Annotated in this window: 15 protein-coding genes; 6 read left to right on the forward strand and 9 right to left on the reverse strand. The window is 73.6% G+C overall.

Going from position 1 to position 21,534, the window contains the following annotated elements; genetic code table 11:
- Window positions 1-151 precede the first annotated feature (151 nt).
- Window positions 152-3,979, forward strand: a complete 3,828-nt coding sequence (locus ACFV57_RS06150; protein ID WP_385226224.1) for a multifunctional oxoglutarate decarboxylase/oxoglutarate dehydrogenase thiamine pyrophosphate-binding subunit/dihydrolipoyllysine-residue succinyltransferase subunit — start codon at window positions 152-154, stop codon at window positions 3,977-3,979.
- A 91-nt stretch (window positions 3,980-4,070) separates the two neighbouring features.
- On the opposite strand, the gene fxsT is transcribed toward ACFV57_RS06150, so the two are convergent.
- From fxsT to ACFV57_RS06185, 7 genes are all read right to left on the reverse strand, one after another.
- Window positions 4,071-7,076, reverse strand: a complete 3,006-nt coding sequence (gene fxsT / locus ACFV57_RS06155; RefSeq protein WP_385226226.1) for an FxSxx-COOH system tetratricopeptide repeat protein — start codon at window positions 7,074-7,076, stop codon at window positions 4,071-4,073.
- Between the two features lie 93 nt (window positions 7,077-7,169).
- Window positions 7,170-8,351 carry an FxsB family cyclophane-forming radical SAM/SPASM peptide maturase gene (locus ACFV57_RS06160; RefSeq protein ID WP_385226227.1) on the reverse strand — a complete coding sequence of 394 codons (1,182 nt, stop codon included), beginning with the start codon at window positions 8,349-8,351 and terminating at the stop codon, window positions 7,170-7,172.
- Window positions 8,352-8,537: 186 nt separating this feature from the next.
- Window positions 8,538-8,768 carry a YxD-tail cyclophane-containing RiPP peptide gene (locus ACFV57_RS06165; RefSeq protein WP_385226229.1) on the reverse strand — a complete coding sequence of 77 codons (231 nt, stop codon included), beginning with the start codon at window positions 8,766-8,768 and terminating at the stop codon, window positions 8,538-8,540.
- Between the two features lie 82 nt (window positions 8,769-8,850).
- Window positions 8,851-12,144: an SAV_2336 N-terminal domain-related protein gene (locus ACFV57_RS06170; RefSeq protein WP_385226231.1), complete on the reverse strand. Its 3,294-nt coding sequence runs from the start codon at window positions 12,142-12,144 to the stop codon at window positions 8,851-8,853.
- Between the two features lie 6 nt (window positions 12,145-12,150).
- The gene (locus ACFV57_RS06175; RefSeq protein ID WP_385226233.1) at window positions 12,151-13,224 is read right to left on the reverse strand and encodes an AAA family ATPase; all 1,074 of its coding nucleotides are present in this window, start codon (window positions 13,222-13,224) and stop codon (window positions 12,151-12,153) included.
- 187 nt (window positions 13,225-13,411) lie between these two features.
- Window positions 13,412-15,667, reverse strand: a complete 2,256-nt coding sequence (locus ACFV57_RS06180) for a trypsin-like peptidase domain-containing protein (protein WP_385226235.1) — start codon at window positions 15,665-15,667, stop codon at window positions 13,412-13,414.
- Complete coding sequence (locus ACFV57_RS06185; protein WP_385226237.1) at window positions 15,664-16,119, reverse strand: CU044_2847 family protein; 456 nt, start codon at window positions 16,117-16,119, stop codon at window positions 15,664-15,666. The genes ACFV57_RS06180 and ACFV57_RS06185 overlap by 4 nt, the downstream gene beginning before the upstream one ends.
- Window positions 16,120-16,270: 151 nt before the next feature.
- Here ACFV57_RS06185 and ACFV57_RS06190 point away from each other — a divergent pair, with 151 nt between their 5' ends.
- The 4 genes from ACFV57_RS06190 to ACFV57_RS06205 all read left to right on the forward strand — a co-directional run bounded on the left by ACFV57_RS06190 (window position 16,271) and on the right by ACFV57_RS06205 (window position 19,862).
- Window positions 16,271-16,450 (forward strand): DUF6104 family protein, encoded by a 180-nt coding sequence (locus ACFV57_RS06190; RefSeq protein WP_385226238.1) that lies wholly within the window; start codon window positions 16,271-16,273, stop codon window positions 16,448-16,450.
- A gap of 270 nt (window positions 16,451-16,720) precedes the next feature.
- Window positions 16,721-17,641, forward strand: a complete 921-nt coding sequence (locus ACFV57_RS06195; RefSeq protein ID WP_385226240.1) for a DUF4097 domain-containing protein — start codon at window positions 16,721-16,723, stop codon at window positions 17,639-17,641.
- A 4-nt stretch (window positions 17,642-17,645) separates the two neighbouring features.
- The gene (locus ACFV57_RS06200; protein WP_385226242.1) at window positions 17,646-18,773 is read left to right on the forward strand and encodes a helix-turn-helix transcriptional regulator; all 1,128 of its coding nucleotides are present in this window, start codon (window positions 17,646-17,648) and stop codon (window positions 18,771-18,773) included.
- A 204-nt stretch (window positions 18,774-18,977) separates the two neighbouring features.
- On the forward strand, window positions 18,978-19,862 hold the full coding sequence (locus tag ACFV57_RS06205) for a hypothetical protein (protein WP_385226244.1): 885 nt from the start codon (window positions 18,978-18,980) through the stop codon (window positions 19,860-19,862).
- A 36-nt stretch (window positions 19,863-19,898) separates the two neighbouring features.
- On the opposite strand, the gene ACFV57_RS06210 is transcribed toward ACFV57_RS06205, so the two are convergent.
- Window positions 19,899-20,462 carry a Clp protease N-terminal domain-containing protein gene (locus tag ACFV57_RS06210; protein WP_385226246.1) on the reverse strand — a complete coding sequence of 188 codons (564 nt, stop codon included), beginning with the start codon at window positions 20,460-20,462 and terminating at the stop codon, window positions 19,899-19,901.
- Entirely contained in the window at window positions 20,462-20,671 is a 210-nt protein-coding gene (locus ACFV57_RS06215; RefSeq protein ID WP_385226248.1) for a helix-turn-helix domain-containing protein, read from the reverse strand. Before ACFV57_RS06215 ends, ACFV57_RS06210 begins: the two co-directional genes overlap by 1 nt.
- A 133-nt stretch (window positions 20,672-20,804) precedes the next feature.
- On the opposite strand from ACFV57_RS06215, the gene ACFV57_RS06220 reads away from it, so the two are divergent.
- Window positions 20,805-21,515 carry an antibiotic biosynthesis monooxygenase gene (locus tag ACFV57_RS06220; RefSeq protein WP_385226250.1) on the forward strand — a complete coding sequence of 237 codons (711 nt, stop codon included), beginning with the start codon at window positions 20,805-20,807 and terminating at the stop codon, window positions 21,513-21,515.
- Window positions 21,516-21,534: the final 19 nt, after the last annotated feature.

Here is a 21,534-nt window from a genome sequence, read left to right on the forward strand (position 1 = left end):
GTGTTTCCCGCCAAGTCATGCCCCGAAACCCGCTGCCGAATGTGACGTGCACGACGACTGACGGCCCCGGACTGCACCAAAGGTCCGGAGAGGCGTAGCCTTTATTCCCGCTGTCCACCACCTTAGGAAGCGGAAGAGGGCGGTTGCCGCCGTGTCGCCACAGTCCCCCAACAGTTCGAGCACTTCGACTGACCAAGAGGGGCAGGGTAAGAACCCTGCTGCCGCGTTCGGTCCGAATGAGTGGCTCGTCGACGAGATCTACCAGCAGTACCTCCAGGACCCGAACTCGGTAGACCGAGCCTGGTGGGACTTCTTCGCCGACTACAAGCCGGGTACGAGCGCCGCCGCGCCGACCTCGGCGAGTGACGGCGCCCCCGCCACGTCGGCCTCCGGAACAAGCCAGGCCGCCGCGCCGAGCACGCCCGCGGCCCCGGCCCAGCCGGCGCAGCGGCAGCCCGCGGCCCCGGCCGCCCCGGCACCGGCCGCCGCGCCCGCCGCTCCGGCGAAGCCGGCCGCGAGCGCCCCGGCACCCGCCAAGGCCGCTCCGGCGAAGACCGCCCCCGCAAAGCCCGCTGCCAAGAAGGACGACGTGAAGGCCGACGAGGCGCCCGCAGGCCCGGAACTGGTCACCCTCCGTGGCCCCTCCGCCGCCGTGGCGAAGAACATGAACGCCTCTCTGGAGCTGCCCACGGCCACGTCCGTGCGCGCCGTCCCGGTGAAGCTGCTCTTCGACAACCGCATCGTCATCAACAACCACCTCAAGCGCGCCCGTGGCGGGAAGGTCTCCTTCACCCACCTCATCGGGTACGCGATGGTGCAGGCCCTCAAGGCCATGCCGTCGATGAACTACTCCTTCCAGGAGAAGGACGGCAAGCCGACGCTGGTCAAGCCCGAGCACATCAACCTGGGCCTGGCCATCGACCTGGTCAAGCCCAACGGTGACCGCCAGCTCGTCGTCGCGGCCATCAAGAAGGCGGAGACGCTCAGCTTCTTCGAGTTCTGGCAGGCGTACGAGGACATCGTCCGCCGCGCCCGCAACAACAAGCTGACGATGGAGGACTTCACCGGAGTCACCGCGTCGCTGACCAACCCGGGCGGCATCGGCACCGTCCACTCCGTGCCCCGCCTGATGCCCGGCCAGGGCCTCATCGTCGGCGTCGGCGCGATGGACTACCCGGCGGAGTTCCAGGGCACCTCGCAGGACACCCTGAACAAGCTGGGCATCGCCAAGGTCATGACGCTGACCAGCACGTACGACCACCGCGTGATCCAGGGCGCCGCCTCCGGCGAGTTCCTGCGCATCATGAACCAGCTGCTGCTCGGCGAGAACGACTTCTTCGACGACATCTTCAAGTCGCTGCGCATCCCCTACGAGCCGGTGCGCTGGCTGCGCGACATCGACGTCAGCCACGACGACGACGTCACCAAGGCGGCCCGGGTCTTCGACCTGATCCACGCCTACCGGGTGCGCGGCCACGTCATGGCCGACACCGACCCGCTGGAGTACGAGCAGCGCAAGCACCCCGACCTCGACATCATCGAGCACGGGCTGACGCTGTGGGACCTGGAGCGGGAGTTCGCCGTCGGCGGCTTCGCCGGCAAGACCATGATGAAGCTGCGCGACATCCTGGGCGTGCTGCGCGACTCGTACTGCCGCACCACCGGCATCGAGTTCATGCACATCCAGGACCCCAAGCAGCGCAAGTGGATCCAGGACCGGGTCGAGCGCGGGCACTCCAAGCCGGAGCGCGAGGAGCAGCTGCGCATCCTGCGCCGGCTGAACTCCGCCGAGGCGTTCGAGACGTTCCTGCAGACCAAGTACGTCGGCCAGAAGCGGTTCTCCCTGGAGGGCGGCGAGTCCGTCATCCCGCTGCTGGACGCGGTCATCGACTCGGCCGCCGAGTCGCGCCTGGACGAGGTCGTCATCGGCATGGCCCACCGCGGCCGGCTGAACGTCCTCGCCAACATCGTCGGCAAGTCGTACGCGCAGATCTTCCGCGAGTTCGAGGGCAACCTCGACCCGAAGTCGATGCACGGCTCCGGCGACGTGAAGTACCACCTGGGCGCCGAGGGCACCTTCACCGGCCTGGACGGCGAGCAGATCACGGTCTCGCTGGCCGCCAACCCCTCGCACCTCGAAGCGGTCGACCCGATCGTCGAGGGCATCTCCCGCGCCAAGCAGGACATCATCGGCAAGGGCGGCACGGACTTCACCGTCCTGCCGGTCCAGCTGCACGGTGACGCGGCGTTCGCGGGCCAGGGCGTGGTCGCCGAGACGCTGAACATGTCGCAGCTGCGCGGCTACCGCACCGGCGGCACCGTGCACATCGTGATCAACAACCAGGTCGGCTTCACCGCCGCGCCGGAGTCGGCCCGCTCCTCCATGTACGCCACGGACGTGGCCCGCATGATCGAGGCGCCGATCTTCCACGTGAACGGTGACGACCCGGAGGCCGTGGTGCGCGTCGCGCGCCTCGCCTTCGAGTTCCGCCAGGCGTTCAACAAGGACGTCGTCATCGACCTGATCTGCTACCGGCGCCGCGGTCACAACGAGACCGACAACCCGGGCTTCACGCAGCCGCTGATGTACGACCTGATCGACAAGAAGCGCTCGGTGCGCAAGCTCTACACCGAGTCGCTGATCGGCCGCGGCGACATCACGCTGGAGGAGGCCGAGCAGGCCCTCCAGGACTTCCAGGGCCAGCTGGAGAAGGTCTTCACCGAGGTCCGCGAGGCCACCACCGCCCCGGCCGCCCCCGAGGTGCCGGAGCCGCAGGCCGAGTTCCCGGTCACGGTGGAGACCGCGATCTCCCAGGAGGTCGTCAAGCGGATCGCCGAGTCCCAGGTCAACATCCCCGAGCGGGTCACCGTCCACCCGCGCCTGCTGCCGCAGCTGCAGCGCCGCGCGGCCCAGGTGGAGGACGACACGATCGACTGGGGTACGGGCGAGACCCTCGCCTTCGGCTCCCTGCTGATGGAGGGCACCCCGGTCCGCCTGTCGGGCCAGGACTCCCGCCGCGGCACCTTCGGCCAGCGCCACGCGGTGCTGGTGGACCGGGAGACCGGCGAGGACTACACCCCGCTGCTCTACCTGTCCGAGGACCAGGCGCGCTTCAACGTCTACGACTCGCTGCTGAGCGAGTACGCGGCGATGGGCTTCGAGTACGGCTACTCGCTCGCCCGCCCCGAGGCGCTGGTCATGTGGGAGGCGCAGTTCGGTGACTTCGTCAACGGCGCGCAGACCGTCGTCGACGAGTTCATCTCCTCGGCCGAGCAGAAGTGGGGCCAGACCTCCGGCGTCACCCTGCTGCTGCCGCACGGCTACGAGGGCCAGGGCCCGGACCACTCCTCGGCCCGCATCGAGCGCTTCCTGCAGCTGTGCGCGCAGAACAACATGACCGTCGCCATGCCGACGCTCCCGTCGAACTACTTCCACCTGCTGCGCTGGCAGGTGCACAACCCGCACCACAAGCCGCTGGTCGTCTTCACCCCGAAGTCGATGCTGCGTCTGAAGGCCGCGGCGTCGAAGACGGCGGAGTTCACCACGGGCGGCTTCCGGCCGGTGATCTCGGACGACGCGGCGAAGGCCGAGGACGTCACCAAGGTCGTCTTCTGCTCCGGCAAGGTCTACTACGACCTGGAGGCGGAGCGGGTCAAGCGCGGCGCGTTCGACACGGCGCTGGTCCGTATCGAGCGGCTGTACCCGCTGCCCGGCAAGGAGCTCCAGGCGGAGATCGCCAAGTACCCGAACGCGGGCAAGTACCTGTGGGTGCAGGAGGAGCCGGCGAACCAGGGTGCGTGGCCGTTCCTGGGTCTGAACCTGATCGACCACCTGGACCTGTCCGTCGGCGCCGACGTGCCGCACGGCGAGCGTCTGCGCCGCATCTCGCGGCCGCACTCCTCGTCGCCGGCCGTGGGCTCCGCCAAGCGCCACCAGGCCGAGCAGGCCGCGCTGATCGCCGAGGCGTTCGACGCGTAACCCGCGACCAATGGTGTGACAGCCCGGGGCCCCGCCGCGAACGCTCGACGTTCGTGGCGGGGCCCCGGGCTTTTCCGCAGGTGCGGTGGGCTCAGACCGGCTGCGGTTCGAAGTCCCAGTACGGGCGGCGCCTGCGGCGGGCGGAGAGGGTGTGCGGGTGTTCGGCGCCCAGTGTCTCGGTGAGCTGCTGTACGGCCTGCTGTTCCAGCTTGGACGCGTCCTGGCCGCGCCGTAGCGCCCGCAGGTCGTCGGCGAGTGCCGTCTTGGCGGAGAGCGTCAGCGGGTGGGTGTCGCCGAGCACCTGCTTGGCGCGCTCCAGCGTCTCCCGGCTCAGCTGCGCGGCGCTCTCCTCGTCGTCGACGCGGTTGCGGGCGCCGGCGGCGTTCAGGGCGCAGCCCAGCGTCCAGGGGTGGTCGGGGCCGACCGCCCGGGTCATGCCCTTGAGGGCCTGTTCGGCGATGGCCAGCGCGTTGTCGCGCTCGCCGAACTCCCAGCAGACCAGGCCGGTGTTGCCGAGCGCGCCGACGGTGAACGGGTGGGCCTCGCCGACCAGGGTGCGGTAGCGGTCGGCGGCCTCTTCGCCCAGCGCCCTGGCTGTGCCGAGGTCGCCGTGCTCGCGCAGGAACGTGGCGTAGTTGGCCTGCATCATGAGCGTCTCGGGGTGCCGGGGGCCGTGCACCCGGCGGGAGCGCTCCACCACGTCGCCCATGAGCGTGTCGGCCTGGGTCACGGCGCCGGAGCGGCGCAGGCACAGTGCGAGGTTGTGCTCGGCGCGCAGGGTCAGCGGGGTGTGTTTGCCCATGACCTGGTGGTAGAGCCGTACGTTCAGCTCCTGGCGGGACAGGGCGTCGGTGTAGCGGCCGAGCAGGCGCAGCATCCGGGCGTAGGAGTAGGCGGCGCCGAGGGTGAGGTGGTGCCGGGCGCGCAGTTCGCGCTCCCAGACGAGCAGCACCTCGCCGAAGAGTTCGAGGGCGTCCTGGTAGCGGCCCATGGCGCTGAGCGCGGAGGCGAGGTTGCTGCGGGAGGAGAGCGTGAGCGGCGCCTCGGGGCCGAGCAGTTCCGTACGGCCCCGGACGACGGACTCGAAGATGTCCATCGCCTGCCCGTACGAGCCGAGCGCCATCAGGGTGCCGGCGAGGCCGTCCTGGGCGCGCAGCAGCGCGCCGTCGCCCGGCTCCCGCTCGGCGGCCAGTTCCTCGACGACGGCGCTGCCGACCGCCTCGGCCTCCCGGTAGCGGCCCAGCCTGCGCAGCATGTTGGCGTGCTGGTGGGTGACCACGAGCATGGTGCGCTGGGTGGGGTGGATGCGCGTACGCCAGCGGGAGAGGAACTGCTCGCACAGACGCAGGCCGATGCGGTACTCACCGCGGACCCGCAGGTACTCGACACAGTTCAGCAGCAGCTCCTGGACGGAGGTCTCCGGGCTGTCCAGCACACCGGCCGGCTCCAAGTGCGGGATGAGGGCGGCGTACTGCTCCCAGGTCCGGGTGTCGGAGGGGCTCTGCGGGTCGGCGGTGGCCAGCACCCGGCAGGCCGTGGCGGACATCGCGTCCCGCTCGTCCTCCGCCATGTCGCTGCGCAGGAAACGGTGGTAGAGCCGGTGCATCTGCGCGGTCTCCACGGCGGGGTCCGAGGTGGTCTGCGCGATCTGGTAGTCCAGGCGTACGGCGGTGGACTCGGTGAGCCGGCGCAGGGCCGTGTTCCAGGCGATGGGTTCGGCGGCCAGGTCGGCCAGGTATTCGGGCAGGTCACCGCGCCGGGCGCGGGCGAGCATGGGCACCGGGATGGCGTCGGGCGCGAAGAACGCGAAGAGCTTGAGCAGTTCGACGGCGGCGGGGCTGCGCTCGCGCAGCGTGTTCAGCGTTATGGCCCAGCTGGTCTGGAAGGCCATCGGGTAGTCGGTGGAGATGCGGATGCCGACCAGGCTCGGCTCGCCGCGGCGGATCAGCTCGATGTACTCCTTGGGCGCCATCGGGTTGGCGTCCAGCCAGGCGGCGGTCTGGGCGAGCAGCAGCGGCAGGTCCTGCACGGCGTCGGCGAGCAGGTCGGCTTCCATGGTGGTCAGCCGCGGGGCGCGGCGCCGCGCGTAGGCGCAGGACTCGATGCGGGTGAAGGGCAGCACCTCGATCTCCTGGGCGCTGCCGGAGCCGGACCAGTCACGGGTGAGGGTGGTGATCAGGACGTGTCCGCGGCCGTCCGGCACCAGGTCCTCGATCTGCTCCATGTCGTCGGCGCTGTCGAAGATCAGCAGCCAGCGGCGGTACGGGCGGCCGACGCGCAGCGCCTCGTGGACGGCGCGGATGCGGTCGCCCAGTTCCTGGCCGACGGGCAGGCCGAGGCGGGTGGCCAGCTCGGCGAGCTGTTCGCGGGCCGCGCCGCGGTTGGTGGCGCTGATCCACCAGACCACGTCGTAGTCGTTGCCGAAGCGGTGGGCGTACTCGGCGGCGATCTGGCTCTTGCCGACGCCGGAGATGCCGTACAGGGCGATGCGGGTCTCCAGCGGCTGGCCGGCGCCGGGCACCGGGCCCGCCAGCCTGCCGTGCAGCTCCTCCAGCGCGGTGTCGCGGCCGGTGAAGCGGTTGTTGCGGCGGGGGATGTTCCAGATCTCGGGCGGGTCGTTGGGGAAGCGGGGCGCGTTGGCGGCGGGCTCGGCGGTGCGCCGGCCGGCGGTGGGGACGCCGAGGCGGTTCAGGACGCGGCGGTTGGCCTCGACGGCGTCCAGGTCGCGCAGGTCGGCGGGGCGCAGCATGGAGGCGGTGGCGGGCAGCCGCTGGGTGGCGACGCTGACGGCGGCGAACCGGTCGGAGTGCTCCGGTACGACGTCCTGGAGGGCGGCCGTCCACTCTTCGTGCGTCTTGGGGCCGAGCTTGAAGTACCAGTCGTCCAGCACCATGAGCAGGCGGCCCTCGGCCGCGAGCAGGCCGGCCAGCTCCTCGGTGAGGGGGCTGTCGGCCGGGGGGTCCCAGCGCAGCATGGTGGTGCCGTGCCCGAGCTGTTCCAGCTGGTGTGAAATCCAGGCCGCCCACGGCCGGTTGAACCCCGCATAGCTGATGGTGATGTGTTCTGCGGAGCCGGTGTTACCGGACTGATCGACCATGCGACCGTCTCCTCGGTATGCGGTGGTTCGCGCGTGCGCGAGCTGGCTGTTCGGCACGATAGCCCAAGTATCGCCCACCGCGGCGACGCCACGTCAGGTCTTGTACTCCGTACGCCAGTTGACGTTCGCGGGGGCCGCGCCGGGGGGCCGGTCCACGCGGAGCTCGGCGTGGAGCCGGGCGGCGATGTGCCGGATCACCCGTTCCAGGTCGGCGCAGTACACGGACGGGTTACGGAAGCCGCTGCCGCCGGCCCGGTAGCGGTGGGCGTAGTTGCCGCCGCCGCACACCGTCATCAGCGCGCAGGCGCGGCACCGGGCGCACAGGCCGTCCGCGCCGAGGCGGCGGGCGGCCATCCCGGGGTGGCCCAGCGCCTCGTCGAAGCTGTTGCGGAAGACGTCCAGGCCGGTGGTGGCGGCCCCTTCGTAGGCCGATTTCAGGGAGTCGACCTGTTCGATGGCGCCGTCGGTGTCGACGATGAGCGCGACGACGGGCGACAGGCCGACCGCCTCGCTGGTGCTGGGGCGGCCCAGCAGCAGGCCGATGATCTCGGTGAAGAGACGGACCCGGGGAGCCGGCTGCCGCTCGGCCCACCACAGGTCGAAGACGGTGCACAGCCAGTCGCCGTACGGGGTGCGGCCGGCCGGGCCCGGTGGCAGCGGCGGGCGGCTGGTCCAGTTGGCGTGCGGGAGGAGGAAGTCGAGCATCGGGGGGCCGAGCGCGCGCAGCGAGCCGTAGACCCGGGCGGGGTCGGAGGTGAGGTCGATGGTGCACAGGATGCCCGCGAAGACGTCGGGGCGGCGGGCCAGCAGGCGGGCGGCGCGGGACGCCGCGGGCCAGGAGGCGCGGCCCGCGTGGTCGACGCGGCGGCGGTTGAGGCCCGGGGTGCCGCCGTCCAGGCTGAGGCCGATGCGGAAGCCCGCGCCGGCCAGGGTGTCGAGCGTCGGCGGGGTGAGCAGGGTGCCGTTGGTCTGTACGCCCAGGTGCGCGCGGCAGCCGGCGGGGAGCGCGGCGCGCAGTGCGGCGGCCTGGTCGAGGAGCGGTCCGGGGCCGGTGAGCAGGGGTTCGCCGCCGTGCAGGTCGATGCGGATCTCGTCGAGGTGGTGGGCGCGTACGTGCTCGGCGATGCGCAGCGCGGTCTGGCGTACGGTGCCGGGCGGGGCGTGCAGGGGGCGGTCGCGCCAGCTGTGGTCCTGGCCCGCGTAGATGTAGCAGTAGGTGCAGGCGAGGTTGCAGCGGCTGTGCGTCTTCAGGACGAACTGCCGGAAGGGGACCACGGTCCGAAGGCTCTGGCACACCACGACGCCGCCCCCTGCCCGCGTCCGACGTCCGGGCACCCCGGAGTCGGCCCGCTGTCGCCATACATGGCTCGGCCGCCGGGAGACATGCGCGGGGCATCGACAACTGGCCGGATACGCGGCCTGGTTGTCCGGATACCGCCGCCCGGCCGGGGCGCGGCTCTCTCAGCGGTCGCCGGGGTCCCCCGGGCCGTCGTCGTAGTAGGCCACCGCTTCCGCGGCGGATGCCCAGGTGCGCAGCAGGAGGGCCGCCACCTCGCCCAGCACCGGGTGGCCCGTCCGCTCGGCCACCGCGGCCACATCGACACCGCCGAAGTCCGGCAGCGGCTCGGCCGACGGGCCGGACGGCTCGGCCGGCGCGGCGGGGGCCGTACCGGTGACGGGGACTGTCGCCACGCTGTTCTCCTCTGGGCCGGGTGGACGGGTGTGTTCCCGCGCGCCCGAGCGCGGAAACACCCGGGCCGGCCGGGTCAGCCGATCATTCGGACGGTTCCAGGGCGCGCATCCGCGCCCACGTAAGCCGGGCCTCGGGGCCGTTCTCCTCGGACGCGCGCTGCCACTGCTCCCAGCTCTCCCGGTAGGCGTCGAGCGCCGCCTGCGGGCCCGCGGTGTGCTCCAGGACCCCGGCCCGCCGGTGGTGGGCGCGGGCGGCCGGCAGGGGGCTGGCCGCGCGCTCGGCGTCGGCCGCGGCCCGGCGGTAGCAGGCGGCGGCGCGGTCGTGCCGCTCGCGGGAGCCGAAGCGCCGGTCGAGCGCGAGCTGGACGTCCCCGACCTCCAGCCAGGCTTCCGCGCCGACGGCCGGGTCGGACGAGCTGCGCGCGGCCAGCTCCAGGACCCAGTCGGCCTCGTGCAGGTCGGCCAGCGAGGGCTGGCGGTCGTGGCGCAGCCGCAGGGCGCGTCCGAACAGCAGTCGGTGCGCGGCCAGTTCGGGGTCGTGCGGGGCGACCCGGCCGAGGGCCTCGCGCAGCACGTGCACCGCCTCGTTCGCCAGCCGCTTGCCCTGCTCGCCGGGCGGCTCCAGCCGGGCGCGCAGCAGCAGCGCCGCGCCGCGCTCGGCGAGCAGGGAGCTGTGCTCGGGCGAGTCGGGGGTGGTCAGGCGCAGCGCGGCGGCCAGTGCCTCGATGGCCGCGTCGAGGGCGGTGAGGTCGCCGGTGCGGGTGTGCACGGCGCGGTGCGCGGTGGCCGTACGGCTCAGGCTCTCCGCCTCCAGGGCCGGATCGCGCAGGGCGCGGGCGAGCGCGCGGGCGCGCTGGAGGACGGGCAGGACGGTGTCGGGGCCGGTGCCGCCGAGCAGCGCGCGGGCCTGGGCCAGCTCCAGCAGCGTCTCGCAGACGTTGCGGTCGGCGGCGCTGCCCTTGCGGCGCAGCAGGACCGTGGCGGTGTCCAGGTCGGCGGTGGCGCGCAGGGCGAGTGCTCCGGTGTGCGCCTCGCCGGTGTCCTCGCCGCAGGCGCGGCGTGCCTGGTCGAGCAGGACGCCGCCGCGCGCGGCGTAGATCTCGCCGGGCACCTGCTCGCCGCTGGGCCACTGTTCGAGGAGGATGGTCAGGGCGTGCTCGGCCTCGTGGAGCGGGTCGCCGGGCCGGCCGGTTGCGGCCGTGGGCAGCGCGGCCAGCCGCCGCAGGACTTCGGTACGCAGCACCATGCTCTCCAATACGCGGGGGTCCAGCAGGCTCATCAGCCCGCATGCGGTGTCCAGGTGGCGCGCGGCGTCCTCCAGCGCACCCCGTTCACCGTCCGGGTACCCCGCGGCGCCGCGCTCCTGCGCGCCGGCGTAGCGCACCCGGGCGAGCACGATCAGGGCTCTGATGCGTGCTTCGCCGTCCCCGTCCGGCGACCGCTCCGGATCGCCGCCGACGGCTTCCGCCGCCGCCCGTACCGCCCGTTCCGCCTCTTGCAGGGCGTCCGGCTGCCGCCACTCGGCCCAGCCGTGCAGCAGTGCGCGGGCGAGGTCGGTGCCCGCGGCGGGCTGCCGCTGCGCCGCCGCGCGCAGCAGACGCACCGCTTCGATCAAGTCCCGTACCGTGCCGTCCTGTTCGTAGCGCTCCAGCAGCGCGGCACCCTCGGCGGCGGGGCCGTCGGGTGCGTACGGCAGCCGGGCGGGCGCCCGGAGGGCCGGTTCGAACCGGCGCAGGACCCGCTCGGAGATCCGTGCGAACGGCTCGGGCACGGCGCGCTGCCCGGTCGTCGGCTCCCGGCCGCTGCCGGAGAGCATGGCGACGGCCACCGCGGGGAAGTTGCGGGCACTGCGGCCGAACGTGCGCTCGATGTAGAGGGAGCAGTGCTTGAGGACGAGGGCGGCCTCGCCCGCGCTCAGGCGGCTCAGCAGCTCGTCCCGTACGCCGGGCGCGAACTCGTACCAGGGGCCGCCTGCCGCGCCGTCGCGGCCGGTCGGCCGGCCCTCGTCGGGAAGCTGCTCGACCAGGCCGCTGAGCAGCACCTCCGCCAGCTCGGTGGGGCCGGTCTGGGGCAGCATGGCGCGCTGGACGAGCTGGATGACGGGCAGCGCGAGCGGTACGGCCGACAGGTGGACGGCCAGGTGGCGGGCGTCCGGCGAGGCGGCCTGCTCGAACTCGGCCACCAGCTGGGCCGGTTCGGGGCGCTCCGCGGGGCGCGTGAGGTCCGTACCGAGGCCGTGGTCGCCGCGTACGACGGCGGCGGCGCCGCGCAGCGAGAGGCCCGGCTCGGCCGCGACCAGCCGGGCCCAGGAGCCGAGGGCGGCGGGCGCGGCCGACAGGACCGGTACGGCGCGCTCGCGGGCGTCGCCCGGCCGGCGCCCGGCCTCGGACGGGGTGCGACGGCGGCGCCGGGCGGGCCGGAAGTCCAGGGCCCGGTACGGGCCCTGGCGCCGCACGAGCGTGCCCGCGACGGCCGGGAGCAGGGTGCGCGCCCACATCCGCTGCGGCAGCGGCTGCACCACGGCGAGCGGCGCGTCGGCCGCCCAGCGGTACAGCAGCCGCTGGATGCGCCCGTCCCGCCACAGCGGGCCCGCGCAGTCGCTGACGACGAGGGTGAGGTGGTGGCCCGTGGGGTCGTGCAGCTGGTCGGCGGGGCGCAGCGGCGCGTCCCGGCCGGGGCCGGCGGCGACGCCGACCTCACCGCCGTGCGGGTGGAGGTAGTGCACCGTGACGTCGCGGAAGGCGCCGACCCGTTCGCAGACCTGCCGCAGGTCGTGCAGCATCTGCTCCCATACGGCCATGGAGGACGAGCCGTCCATCAGCAGGCGCAGGCTCGCCGCGCGGCGGCGGACGCCGCGCAGCACCGGGATGATCAGTTCGGCGTGTGCGGAGAGGTCGGCGGTGGCGTCCTCGTCCAGCTCCCGGCGGGCCGGGGCGACCGGCGGGTGGTAGCGCTGGACCGGGCGCAGGGCGCGCTGGAGCGGCAGCAGTCCCGGGAAGGCGGAGGCGACGGGGATGCCGACCTCGCCGAGCCGCCCACGGCCGGGGGCGAGGGTGCGGTCGTCCTGCGCGGGCAGCAGTTCCACCTCCGGGCGGCGGGGGCGGTCGCGCGCGGCGGGCTCCGTACGGGACGGCATGTCCCGGGACGGTTCGCGGCCGCGCGGGTCCACGGAGAAAGTGGCCGGTTTTGGCCTGTGTCCGGCGGGCGGAGTGCCCCCGTCGGCGGTTTCCCCGTCGTCGCCGGAGGGGGCGGGGGTGATCCACCGGGACAGCCACAGGGCGTCCGCCATGGCGCGGGCGTCGGCGGGCAGACCGGCCGCGCGCAGCCGCGCGACGATCTCACCGAGAGGGCCGAAGCCCGGTCCGCCGGCCGGCACCCCGGATCACCTGGTCCGATCCAGAGGCCGCAGCAGTTCGGCCGTCAGGCGCCGCCGCGTCTCCTCCTCGTCCTCGTCGGCCCAGCCGGCCTTCTGTGTCAGGTGGATGGCGTTGAGCAGCTGGTCCACGGCGCGCACGTCGCCCGGCTCGCGGTCCAGGAAGCGGTCGATCAGCGACTCGTAGTCGGCGGCCGCGCTCTCGCCGAAGTGCGCCCGGACCATGTCCGCGAGGCGCTCCTTGTCCGGCGTGGGGATGTTCAGGTGGATGCAGCGGCGCAGCAGGGGCGCGGGGAAGTCCCGCTCGCCGTTGCTGGTCAGCACGATGAAGGGGAAGGCGCGGCAGCGCACCCGGCCGTCGCGCACGGTCACATGGCCGCCGTCGTCGCCGAGCACCTGCACCTCGGGGGCGGATCCGGCCAGCCGCTCCAGCTCCGGAATCCGGAACTCCCCTTCCTCCAGCACGTTGAGCAGGTCGTTCGGGAGGTCGATGTCGCTCTTGTCCAGCTCGTCGACGAGCAGCACCCGGGGCTTCGCGGCGGGCAGCAGGGCCGTGCCGAGCGGGCCGAGGCGGATATAGCGGCCGATGCCGCCGCCGGGCTCGTCCGGCGGCTCGGGACGGTCCGCCGCGGGGCTGTCGGCGGTCGGCCCGCCGGCCGCCTGCGGCCGGGCCGCGCGGGCGATCTGGATGTCCTGGAGGCGGCCGATCGCGTCGTACTCGTACAGCCCGTCGCGCAGCGAACTGCGGCTGACGATGGACCAGTTCAGCACCCGGCCCAGGCCCAGTTCGTACGCGACCGAGTGCGCCAGGGTGGACTTGCCGCTGCCCGGGGCGCCGGTGACGAGCAGCGGGCGGCGCAGATAGAGCGCGGCGTTGACCAGCTCGCGCTCGGTCTCGCCCGGCCGGTGGTAGCTGGCCTCGCGGCGCTGCACGCCGAGCCTGCGCTCGGACGCGTGGTCGAGGGCGGCGGGCGGCGCCACGAGCGGGCCGCCGTCGAAATCCCGCCAGGGAGGGGGCGGTGGTAACTGCTCGATGCCGTCGTGCGGAGCCCCCGCGCCACGGTAGATGAGCCAGTCGCTCACGTCGGAACTCCTCGTCGCCGGCCGGCCATCGGGCAGGGGCGAAAGGGCCGTGGAAGAACATCCCCGGCAAGCGTCGGCATCCGCTTCCCGCCCTCCCCCGGACCCGTCCCCCTAGCAATCTCTCACGACGCTAGGACAGTAGCCAGCCGGACGGAAGGATGCGGGGCGTTTTCCGGTCTCGGGGGCGTCATGGGGGCGACAATTGCGTGGCCCGGGAGAAGAGTTGAGGGATCGGGTTGCCCGGGTCGTCGTAGAGGAGTACGAGGTCGCGGGCCCAGGAGGCCCCGCCCTCCACGGCCTTGGCGCGCAGCTCCCGCACCAGTTCCGGTATCTCCGCGACCGACGCCGGCGCGCCCAGCAGCTGCCCCACCTCGCGGTGGAACTCGTCGCACGCCCGGTCGCAGTCACGCCCGCCGTGCCCCTCACCGACCCACAGCGCGACCGGATGGCCGGTGTCCAGCGTCCAGCCGACGGCCTCCTGCCCGACCCCGTCCACCACCGAACGGCACAGTGTGGGCACCGCGCCCTCGTCCGCCTCCTCCAGCAGCCGCGACAGGCCCGACGCCGACGCGCGGACCCCGGCCGGCACCCGCAGCCCGGTCAGCCGTCCCGCCGCGGCCAGGCCCTGCCAGCGCCGCAGCCAGGCCGGGTCCACCTCCTGGCGGCGCCCCTGGTCGCGCAGCACCACCGCGCGCGCCGGGCCCAGCGGGCGCAGCCGCGCACTACGGCGCGTCGAGGCGGGCACCCGCCAGCGGTCCGCCGGAGTGTGCCAGTGGTCCTCGGGCACCGCGACCTCCAGGCGCACCCGGACGCCGCCCGCCGCGTCGTCGGCGCGCAGCAGGCGCGGGCCCAGCCGCTGGAGGACCTGGTCACAGGCCTGCTCGAACGTCACCCCGGCCGTCGTCTCCTGGAGCTCGACGCGCTGCCACCGGCCCTGCCCGTACCCTTCGCTGACCGACCAGTTGAACAGCTGCCGGCCGCCCGCGTCGTCGTAGAACAGCGGCTCGAACTCCACCAGCAGCGAGTCGGGGCGGCGCCGCACCGGGCCGATCCGCTCCCGGTCCCTGGGCAGCAGCACGACCGCCTTCGCCGTCACGAACAGGGCCAGCCGCTCGGCGGCCAGGCGGACGCCGTCGCTCTCCTCGCCGGGGGCCCCGCGCGCCTCGTCGGCCGTGCGCTGCGCGACGATGCGCAGGTAGTGCACGAAGGCGCACAGCTCCGTGTACGGGTCGCTGCCCTGGTACAGCGCGCCGTGCCCGTCCCGCCAGGTCCGCAGCGCCCACGGACCCGTACGGCCGGCACGGCCCGCCGGGTCCGCGCAGCCCAGCGCCTCGGCGACCGCGGCGGCCACCACCAGCGGGTCGCGCGGCGCGGGCAGCGACGCCAGCAGGTCGAGCGCCTGCAGCCGCTCCTGCACGCCCCACAGGCGGCCGCGCCCCGACATGATCGCGTGCTGCGCGTCGAACCAGGTGGGCTCGCCCCGGCCGCCGAGGTCCTGGCCGGCCCAGTGCCAGCGGTCGTGCAGGCTCATCAGCGCGTGGTACGGGTCGTCGCCGAGGCCGGTGGCGCCCGGTACCAGATGGTGCGGCGCCAGCTCGCGCAACTCGGTGACCGGCACCGCGAGGCCGACCCGGTCCTCCCGGTGACTGCCCTTGACGATGCCGACGACCTCGCCGCGGTCGCAGTCCAGCAGCGGCCCGCCGGACGCGCCCGGGGTCACGCGGACGTCGCTGCCGAACTGGAGGCCGCGGGCGTCGCGGGCGCCGAAGCGGACGGCGATGAAGGGGTCTACGGGGATGGGGGTGGCGGTGGGGGCGGCGAGTGGGGTGGGCGGTACGTGCGGGGCTGGGGCGGCGGGTGGCTGGTCGTACGGGGTTCCTGGTGCGCCGGGCTGGTCGTGGCCGCGGAAGATGAACGCGTCCTCCAGGAGCGCGGCGGGCTGGTCGCTGAGCCAGGCGCACGGGTGCGCGGTGTTCTCGTCGAGCAGGCGCAGGAGGGCCAGGTCTATGCGGGGGCCCGGGGCAGGGGCGGGGGCGGCCGGATCGGGACCGGCCGGGGCGGGGTCGTCGGGGCCGGGGGCGTTCCGGGCCGGGGCCGGTCTCTCGTCCGGTCCCCCACCGGGTGGGGAGGCCGGCGCCGGGCGGCTCAGGTCGTACTCCAGTCGCGCGGCGACCACCCGGCCGTCGAACGCCACCCCGACCTCCCCGGCCGGGCCCGTGACGCGGCGCCGGCCGTCCCCGCTGGTGAGCACATGGGCGCAGGTCAGCACCCACCCGGGGGCGACGAATACCCCGCTGCCCCACAAAGGGGCCGGGTGCACGCCGGGGGCCGGGCGGATGGCGACGGTGGCCCGGCCCGCGTGGCCGAGCAGGAGCGCGTACTTCTCGCGGTCGGCGTGCTCACCGCGGGCGGAGGCGTGTCCGCCGTCCCGGGGCGCCATCATGCGCCCGAATCGTGCGGTCCTCGGCCGGGGGTGCGGCCGGTGTCCGGGGCGGGGTCGGTGTCCGGGGCCGGGGCCGTGTTCGGGGCGGGGCCGGTGTCCGGGGCGAGGCTCTCCTCGGGTGCCTCCTTGCGGCGCCAGGTGAGCGTCACCGACAGGTTCGCCTTGGCCTCGCCGTCTGCCAGCAGTGCCACCGCCCGGCCGGGCTTGGCCGCCACCTCCACGCCGAAGCTCACGCTGGTCTCGTCCGGCGCCACCCGCTCCGTCGCCGCGCGCAGGCTCGCCGCGACCCCGCCGACCAGCTCCCGCAGCCCCTCCACGCGCGCTCCGAGCGCGCTCCAGGCCCCTACGTCGTCGAATTCCCCGTCCGGCTCACCCGCGACGTCCAGCCGGGAGACCCGGGCCCAGACCGCCGTCCCGTCGGGCAGCTCGATGAGATGTGCGCGATCGCGCATCACGGCCTCCTGCTCCCCCTGAGCGGCAATGTCGCACTGCCCCAGGGCCGTTGACAGGTGATCAGGTTAGCCCCAGGGTGCGAGTGACGCGAGGGGTCGCGGCGGCTGCCTATCCTGGCCGGGAACGTCCCGAAAACCTGGTGGAGAGCACGTGTATTTCACGGATCGCGGTATCGAGGAGCTGGAGAGCCGGCGCGGTGAGGAAGAGGTCACCCTCGGCTGGATCGCGGAACAGCTCCGCACCTTTGTCGACCTCAATCCCGACTTCGAGGTTCCGGTCGAGCGGTTGGCGACGTGGTTGGCTCGGTTGGACGATGAGGAGGACGAGTAGGCGCTGCGCTTGCGCCTTTGGCGCGAGGGCTTGGCCGGGGTGCGCGTTGTGCGCTGTCTGTCCTTCCAGCCGTCGTGGCTGGGGGCTGACAGGCGGGCGTGAGTGTCCTGGCAGGGCCGGGCATGGGGGGTGCCCCCATGCCCGGCCCTTTTGTCGTTGGCCCGGGGGCGGCCGGCCGTCGGGCACTTGGCCAACGGACGCGGCGCGATATATCGTGTTAGCGGATACGCGATATGTTGCGTTGCCGTCGTTTCTTGGGGAGGCCAGGACATGTCAGCCCGGACCGAGTGGTCGGTCTCCGAGCCGCGCACGCTGGAGATCGAGGAGCCTGTCGACGCGCTTGAGGTGCGTGTGGTCGGCGGGACCGTCAATGTCGTCGGTACGGCGGACGGCGGTGCGGCCCGTGTGGAGATAAGTGAGCTGTCGGGGCCGCCGCTGGTGGTCCGGCAGGAGGCGGGGACGCTCACCGTCACGTACGAGGATCTGCCCTGGAAGGGCTTCTTGAAGTTTCTCGACCGCAAGGGCTGGCACCGCAGCGCGGTCGTCTCGGTCACGGTGCCCGCCGCCACCCGGGTCGCGGTCGGTACGGTCGGCGCGGGCGCGGTGATCTCGGGGATCTCCGGGCGTACGGAGCTGCGCGGGGTGTCCGGCGACACCACCCTGGTCCGTCTGACCGGTCCCGTGCGGGCCGAGACGGTCTCCGGCCGGGTCGAGGGGCAGGCCGTCACCGGTGACCTGCGCTTCAGCTCCGTATCCGGTGATCTGACGCTCATCGAGGGCTCCGGCGGATTCGTGAAGGCGGACTCGGTCAGCGGGGACATGGTCCTGGATCTCGACCCGGCGGCCCGGGGGACGGACGTGCGGCTGACCACGGTCTCCGGCGAGGTCGCCATTCGGCTGCCCGCCCCGGGTGACACCGAGGTCGACGCGAACACCACCAGCGGTACGGTCGCCAACGCCTTCGACGATCTGCGGGTCAGCGGGCAGTGGGGGGCCAAGCGGATCGCGGGCCGGCTCGGCTCGGGCAGCGGGTCATTGCGGGTCACGACGGTGTCCGGAGGGCTGGCCCTGTTGCGCCGCCCGCCGTCGGACGAGCAGGACGAGGAGCCGTACGACGGTGAATCCCCCCGCTCCGGGCCCCCGCGCCACGACGTCCAGGACGACTCCCCCGCCGACAGGAAGGTGCTCTGAAGCCATGGCCCCCGTCTTCGCCCACGGCCGCCTCCGCCTCTACCTCCTCAAGTTGCTGGACGAGGCCCCGCGGCACGGTTACGAGATCATCCGGCTGCTGGAGGAACGCTTCCAGGGCCTGTACGCGCCGTCCGCCGGCACGGTCTATCCGCGGCTGGCCAAGCTGGCGACCGAGGGGCTGGTGACCCACACCACCGAGGGCGGCCGCAAGGTTTACGCGATCACCGAGGCGGGCCGGGCGGAGCTGGCGGACCGCGGTGGTGAGCTGGCGGATCTGGAGATGGAGATCCGGGAGTCGGTGGCGGCGCTGGCCTCGGACATCCGGGAGGACGTGCGCGGTTCGGCCCGGGACCTGCGGCGCGAGATGCGCGAGGCGGTGCGGGAGGCACGGGGGGACCGGCGGGAAGCGGGCAAGGGCGGCGCGGAGCCCGGCTTTCCCGACGCGGCCGACTACTTCGAGGGGCGCTCCGGCGACAAGGAGGCGTGGCGGCAGGCGAAGGACGAGTTCCGCCGCGCGAAGGAGGAGTGGAAGGAGCAGGCCCGGCGGGCCAAGGAGGAGAGCCGGCGGGCGAAGCAGGACGCGCAGCGGGCCCGCAAGCAGGCCAGGGACGCCCGGATGTTCGTACGCGACGAGGTGCAGGAGGCCATCAAGCGCGTACAGGAACAGACCCAGGAGCACGTACGCACCGGGGACTGGGCGGGCGCGCTGCGCGAGGCGCTGTCGGAGGTCTCGCGTGAGATGGGCCGTTTCGGCGCCGCGGGCGAGGCGGCGGACGCGGACCGGCCGGGCGGCCCGGAGGAGCGGGAGCCGGCGGGCGCGGTCCGGGTGGGCCTCGTCAAGGAGGACGTGGCGGCGGGGGACGGTTCGGGCGCGGTGTGGCCGGAGGGGGCCGGGCGGGCGGTCGTGGAGCCGGCGTGGGCGTCGGAGCCCGGTTCCGGCGATCCGGCCCGGGACTTCGACCGGCTGCTGGACCGTTTCCGGGACGACCTGCGGGACGCCGCGCGCGATCACGGCGTGACCGACGAGCAGTTGAAGGACGTACGTCGCCGTCTGTCCTGGACCGCTGCGCACGTCGGAGCGTTGCTGCGTGACCCGGAGGCATATGCGGGCGGGCCGGAGCCGCCGCACTGACCTCCCGGGATGATCGCCCGGCGATTACGCAGAGTTGCCCGCGAGGGTCTGGATTCACCGCACGTAATCGGGGAACTCAGACCCTCGCACGGCTTTTTGCCCGACGCCGGGTCCCGCCGCGAGAAATCGCAGACCTGTGGCCGTGTCCGCCTTTACAGTCAACTCTCCTTGTCTGAACGGATCTTGAAGGCCAAGAGGTAAGCGATGTCGGAATACCCCGCCGTGGCCCGCCGGATGTGGCGTCAGCTGGAGCCCGTCCACGCCATTCTCTACTTCGCACCGGAGGCGTTCGAGGAGGCCGCGGCCCTCGGCTACGACACCGATTCCCGCTGGCCCAGCTACTTCGCCTGGCGCACGGCACCGCTCGGCGCGGCGGGTCCCGAACTGGTGGCCGCGACGTTCTACAGCTTCAGTCCGCGGATGATTTCCCGGTACGTGCCGGCGATCTGGTCGACGGCGGCGCCGGGCAAGATACTGGACGCGCGGCTCCAGGCGGTGGACCGCATACTGACCGGCCTGATGAGAACCGGCCGGATGTCCGCCGCCCAGATCGCCGAGGCGGCCCAACTCGCCCGGCAGGCCGCCGAGAACGCCTCCACGGCGGCCCGCCCGCTGGCCGCCGCCAACCGCGACCTGCCCTGGCCGGACGCCCCGCACCTGGCGCTCTGGCACGCCATCACGGTGCTGCGCGAGCACCGCGGCGACGGCCATCTGGCGGCTCTGCTGACGTACGACCTGGAGCCGTGCGAGGCGCTGGTGTCGTTCGCCGCGATAGGCGCGGCGCCGAAGGCCAACTTCAAGGGACGCGGCTGGACTTCGCAGGAGTGGAGCGACGCGCACGACCGGCTGGCCGCGCGCGGCTGGATCGCTCCGGACGGCCGTCCGACGGAGCGGGCCCGTGAGGGGCGGGACGAGGTCGAGCGCATGACGGACCGGCTGGCCGCCGGTCCGTGGCGGGCGCTGGGCCGGGCCCGCGCCGAGCGGCTCGCCCAGTTGCTGAACCCGCTGCTGGGGGCGATCGCGGACGCCGGTCTGCTGCCGCGGCACGGGACGCTGGGGACCGGGGCGGTGCAGGTCGCGTATCCGTAGCGCGGGTCCCGTACGGAGCGCGGGTCCGGCCCCCTGTCAGCGGGCCGCGGCCTGCTGCTCCAGGGCCCGTACGACATCGGCGTGGGTGACGCCGTGTTCGGCCAGTACGGACGCGGCGAGGCCCGGCCCGGCCACCATGGCGAGCAGCAGGTGCTCGTCGCCGATGTGCTTGTCCCCGCGGCCGAGCGCGACGCGCAGGGACCGCTCCAGCACCGCCTTGGCCTCGGGGCCGAACGGCCCGCGGAGCGAGCGCCCGCGCCGCGCGGGCGCCCGGGAGGCGGCGTCCAGGGCGCCTTCGCCGTGTTCGCGCTCCACCCGTGAGACGACTTCCGACACGTCGATGCCGAGCCCCGCCAGCGCCTCCGCGTCGGCGGCCGTCAGGCCGCCCCGCCGGCGCGCCTGGCTGAGCGAGGCCTCCACGGACGTCCGGCGCTCCCGCAGTCCGAGGATGCCGAGCGCCTCGGCGCCCGGCGAGCCGCTGCCGTCCAGCAGGGCGAGCAGCAGCTCCCCTTCGCCGACCGTGCCGGGGCCCGGCCGGGCCGGGTAGGCGGTGGCGCCCCGCACCACGTCGCGGGCGCTCGCCGTGAACCGTTCGAACATCAACGCCTCCCGTGCTTCTTGTGGACCGCCTGCCGGCTGACTCCCAGCTCGGCGGCGATGTCCTGCCATGACCAGCCCTTCGCGCGGGCGCTTCGCACCTGTACGGCTTCCAGCTGCTCCAGCAGCCTGCGGAGCGCGGCGACGGCGCGCAGTCCGATCCGGGGGTCCTGGTCGCCCGCCCGTTCGGCGAGCTTCGTTGCTTCGCTCATGGTGTCAATGTAGGTTGACGATGGGCGGGCGTCAATGATGATTGACACCTGTCTCTCCCGGGTCTTGACCTCAAGTGCGGTTCACATTGGAGGCTGCGCGGCGAGGAACAGGCCCGAGCAGCGAGGAAGCCCGATGATCAGCACGCCCGCCCACCCCGACATCCGCCGCCCGGACGCCGGTACGGTTCTCGTCAGTCCCTGGATCGTGCCCGCGCCGGATCTCCAGCGCCGCGCCGCGGACGCCGTACTCGACACGTGGGAGCGGCAGCAGCGCCCCGCGGCGATGCTGTCGCTCAGCGCCTTCCTGAGCGGCGACGGCAGCCACGTCCTGAATTACGCACAGTGGACGGACGACGACGCGCACCGGGAATGGGTACGCCATCGGCGGCCCGCCGCCATCGACCGTATCGACGAGTTGATTCCCGGCATCCGACGGCCCGGGGTGACCCGGTATGCGCGGTACGGCAGCTACGTATTCCAGGGGACCCCTGGCCGACGCCCCGGCCTGCTGGTCACTCCGACGTTCACGACCACCGGCCCGGCGGCGCAGCGCGCGCTGGCCGACACCGTACTCGCCGCACTGGAGCGGGAAGAGGTCCCGGGTCTGCTCGGCGCCCACCTCCACCTCTCCAAGGGCGGCGGCAGCGTTCTCAACTACGCCGAGTGGGAGGACGACGGCGCCTGGCGGGACTTCGCCGCCAGTGGCGCGGCGGACCGACTGCGTGCGGCCATCGGGGCCGTCGAGGGCGTGACGGCTTCGACGGCCGCGCCCGAGCTTCCGGGTCGGGCGGGTGTCACGCACTACCGCCTGCACGGGAGTCTGGTGAACGTCCCCGCGCCCTGAGCCCGGGGGCGGCGGGCCG

Origin of the sequence: Streptomyces sp. NPDC059788 (assembly GCF_042732265.1) — a bacterium.
Lineage (GTDB): Bacteria > Actinomycetota > Actinomycetes > Streptomycetales > Streptomycetaceae > Streptomyces.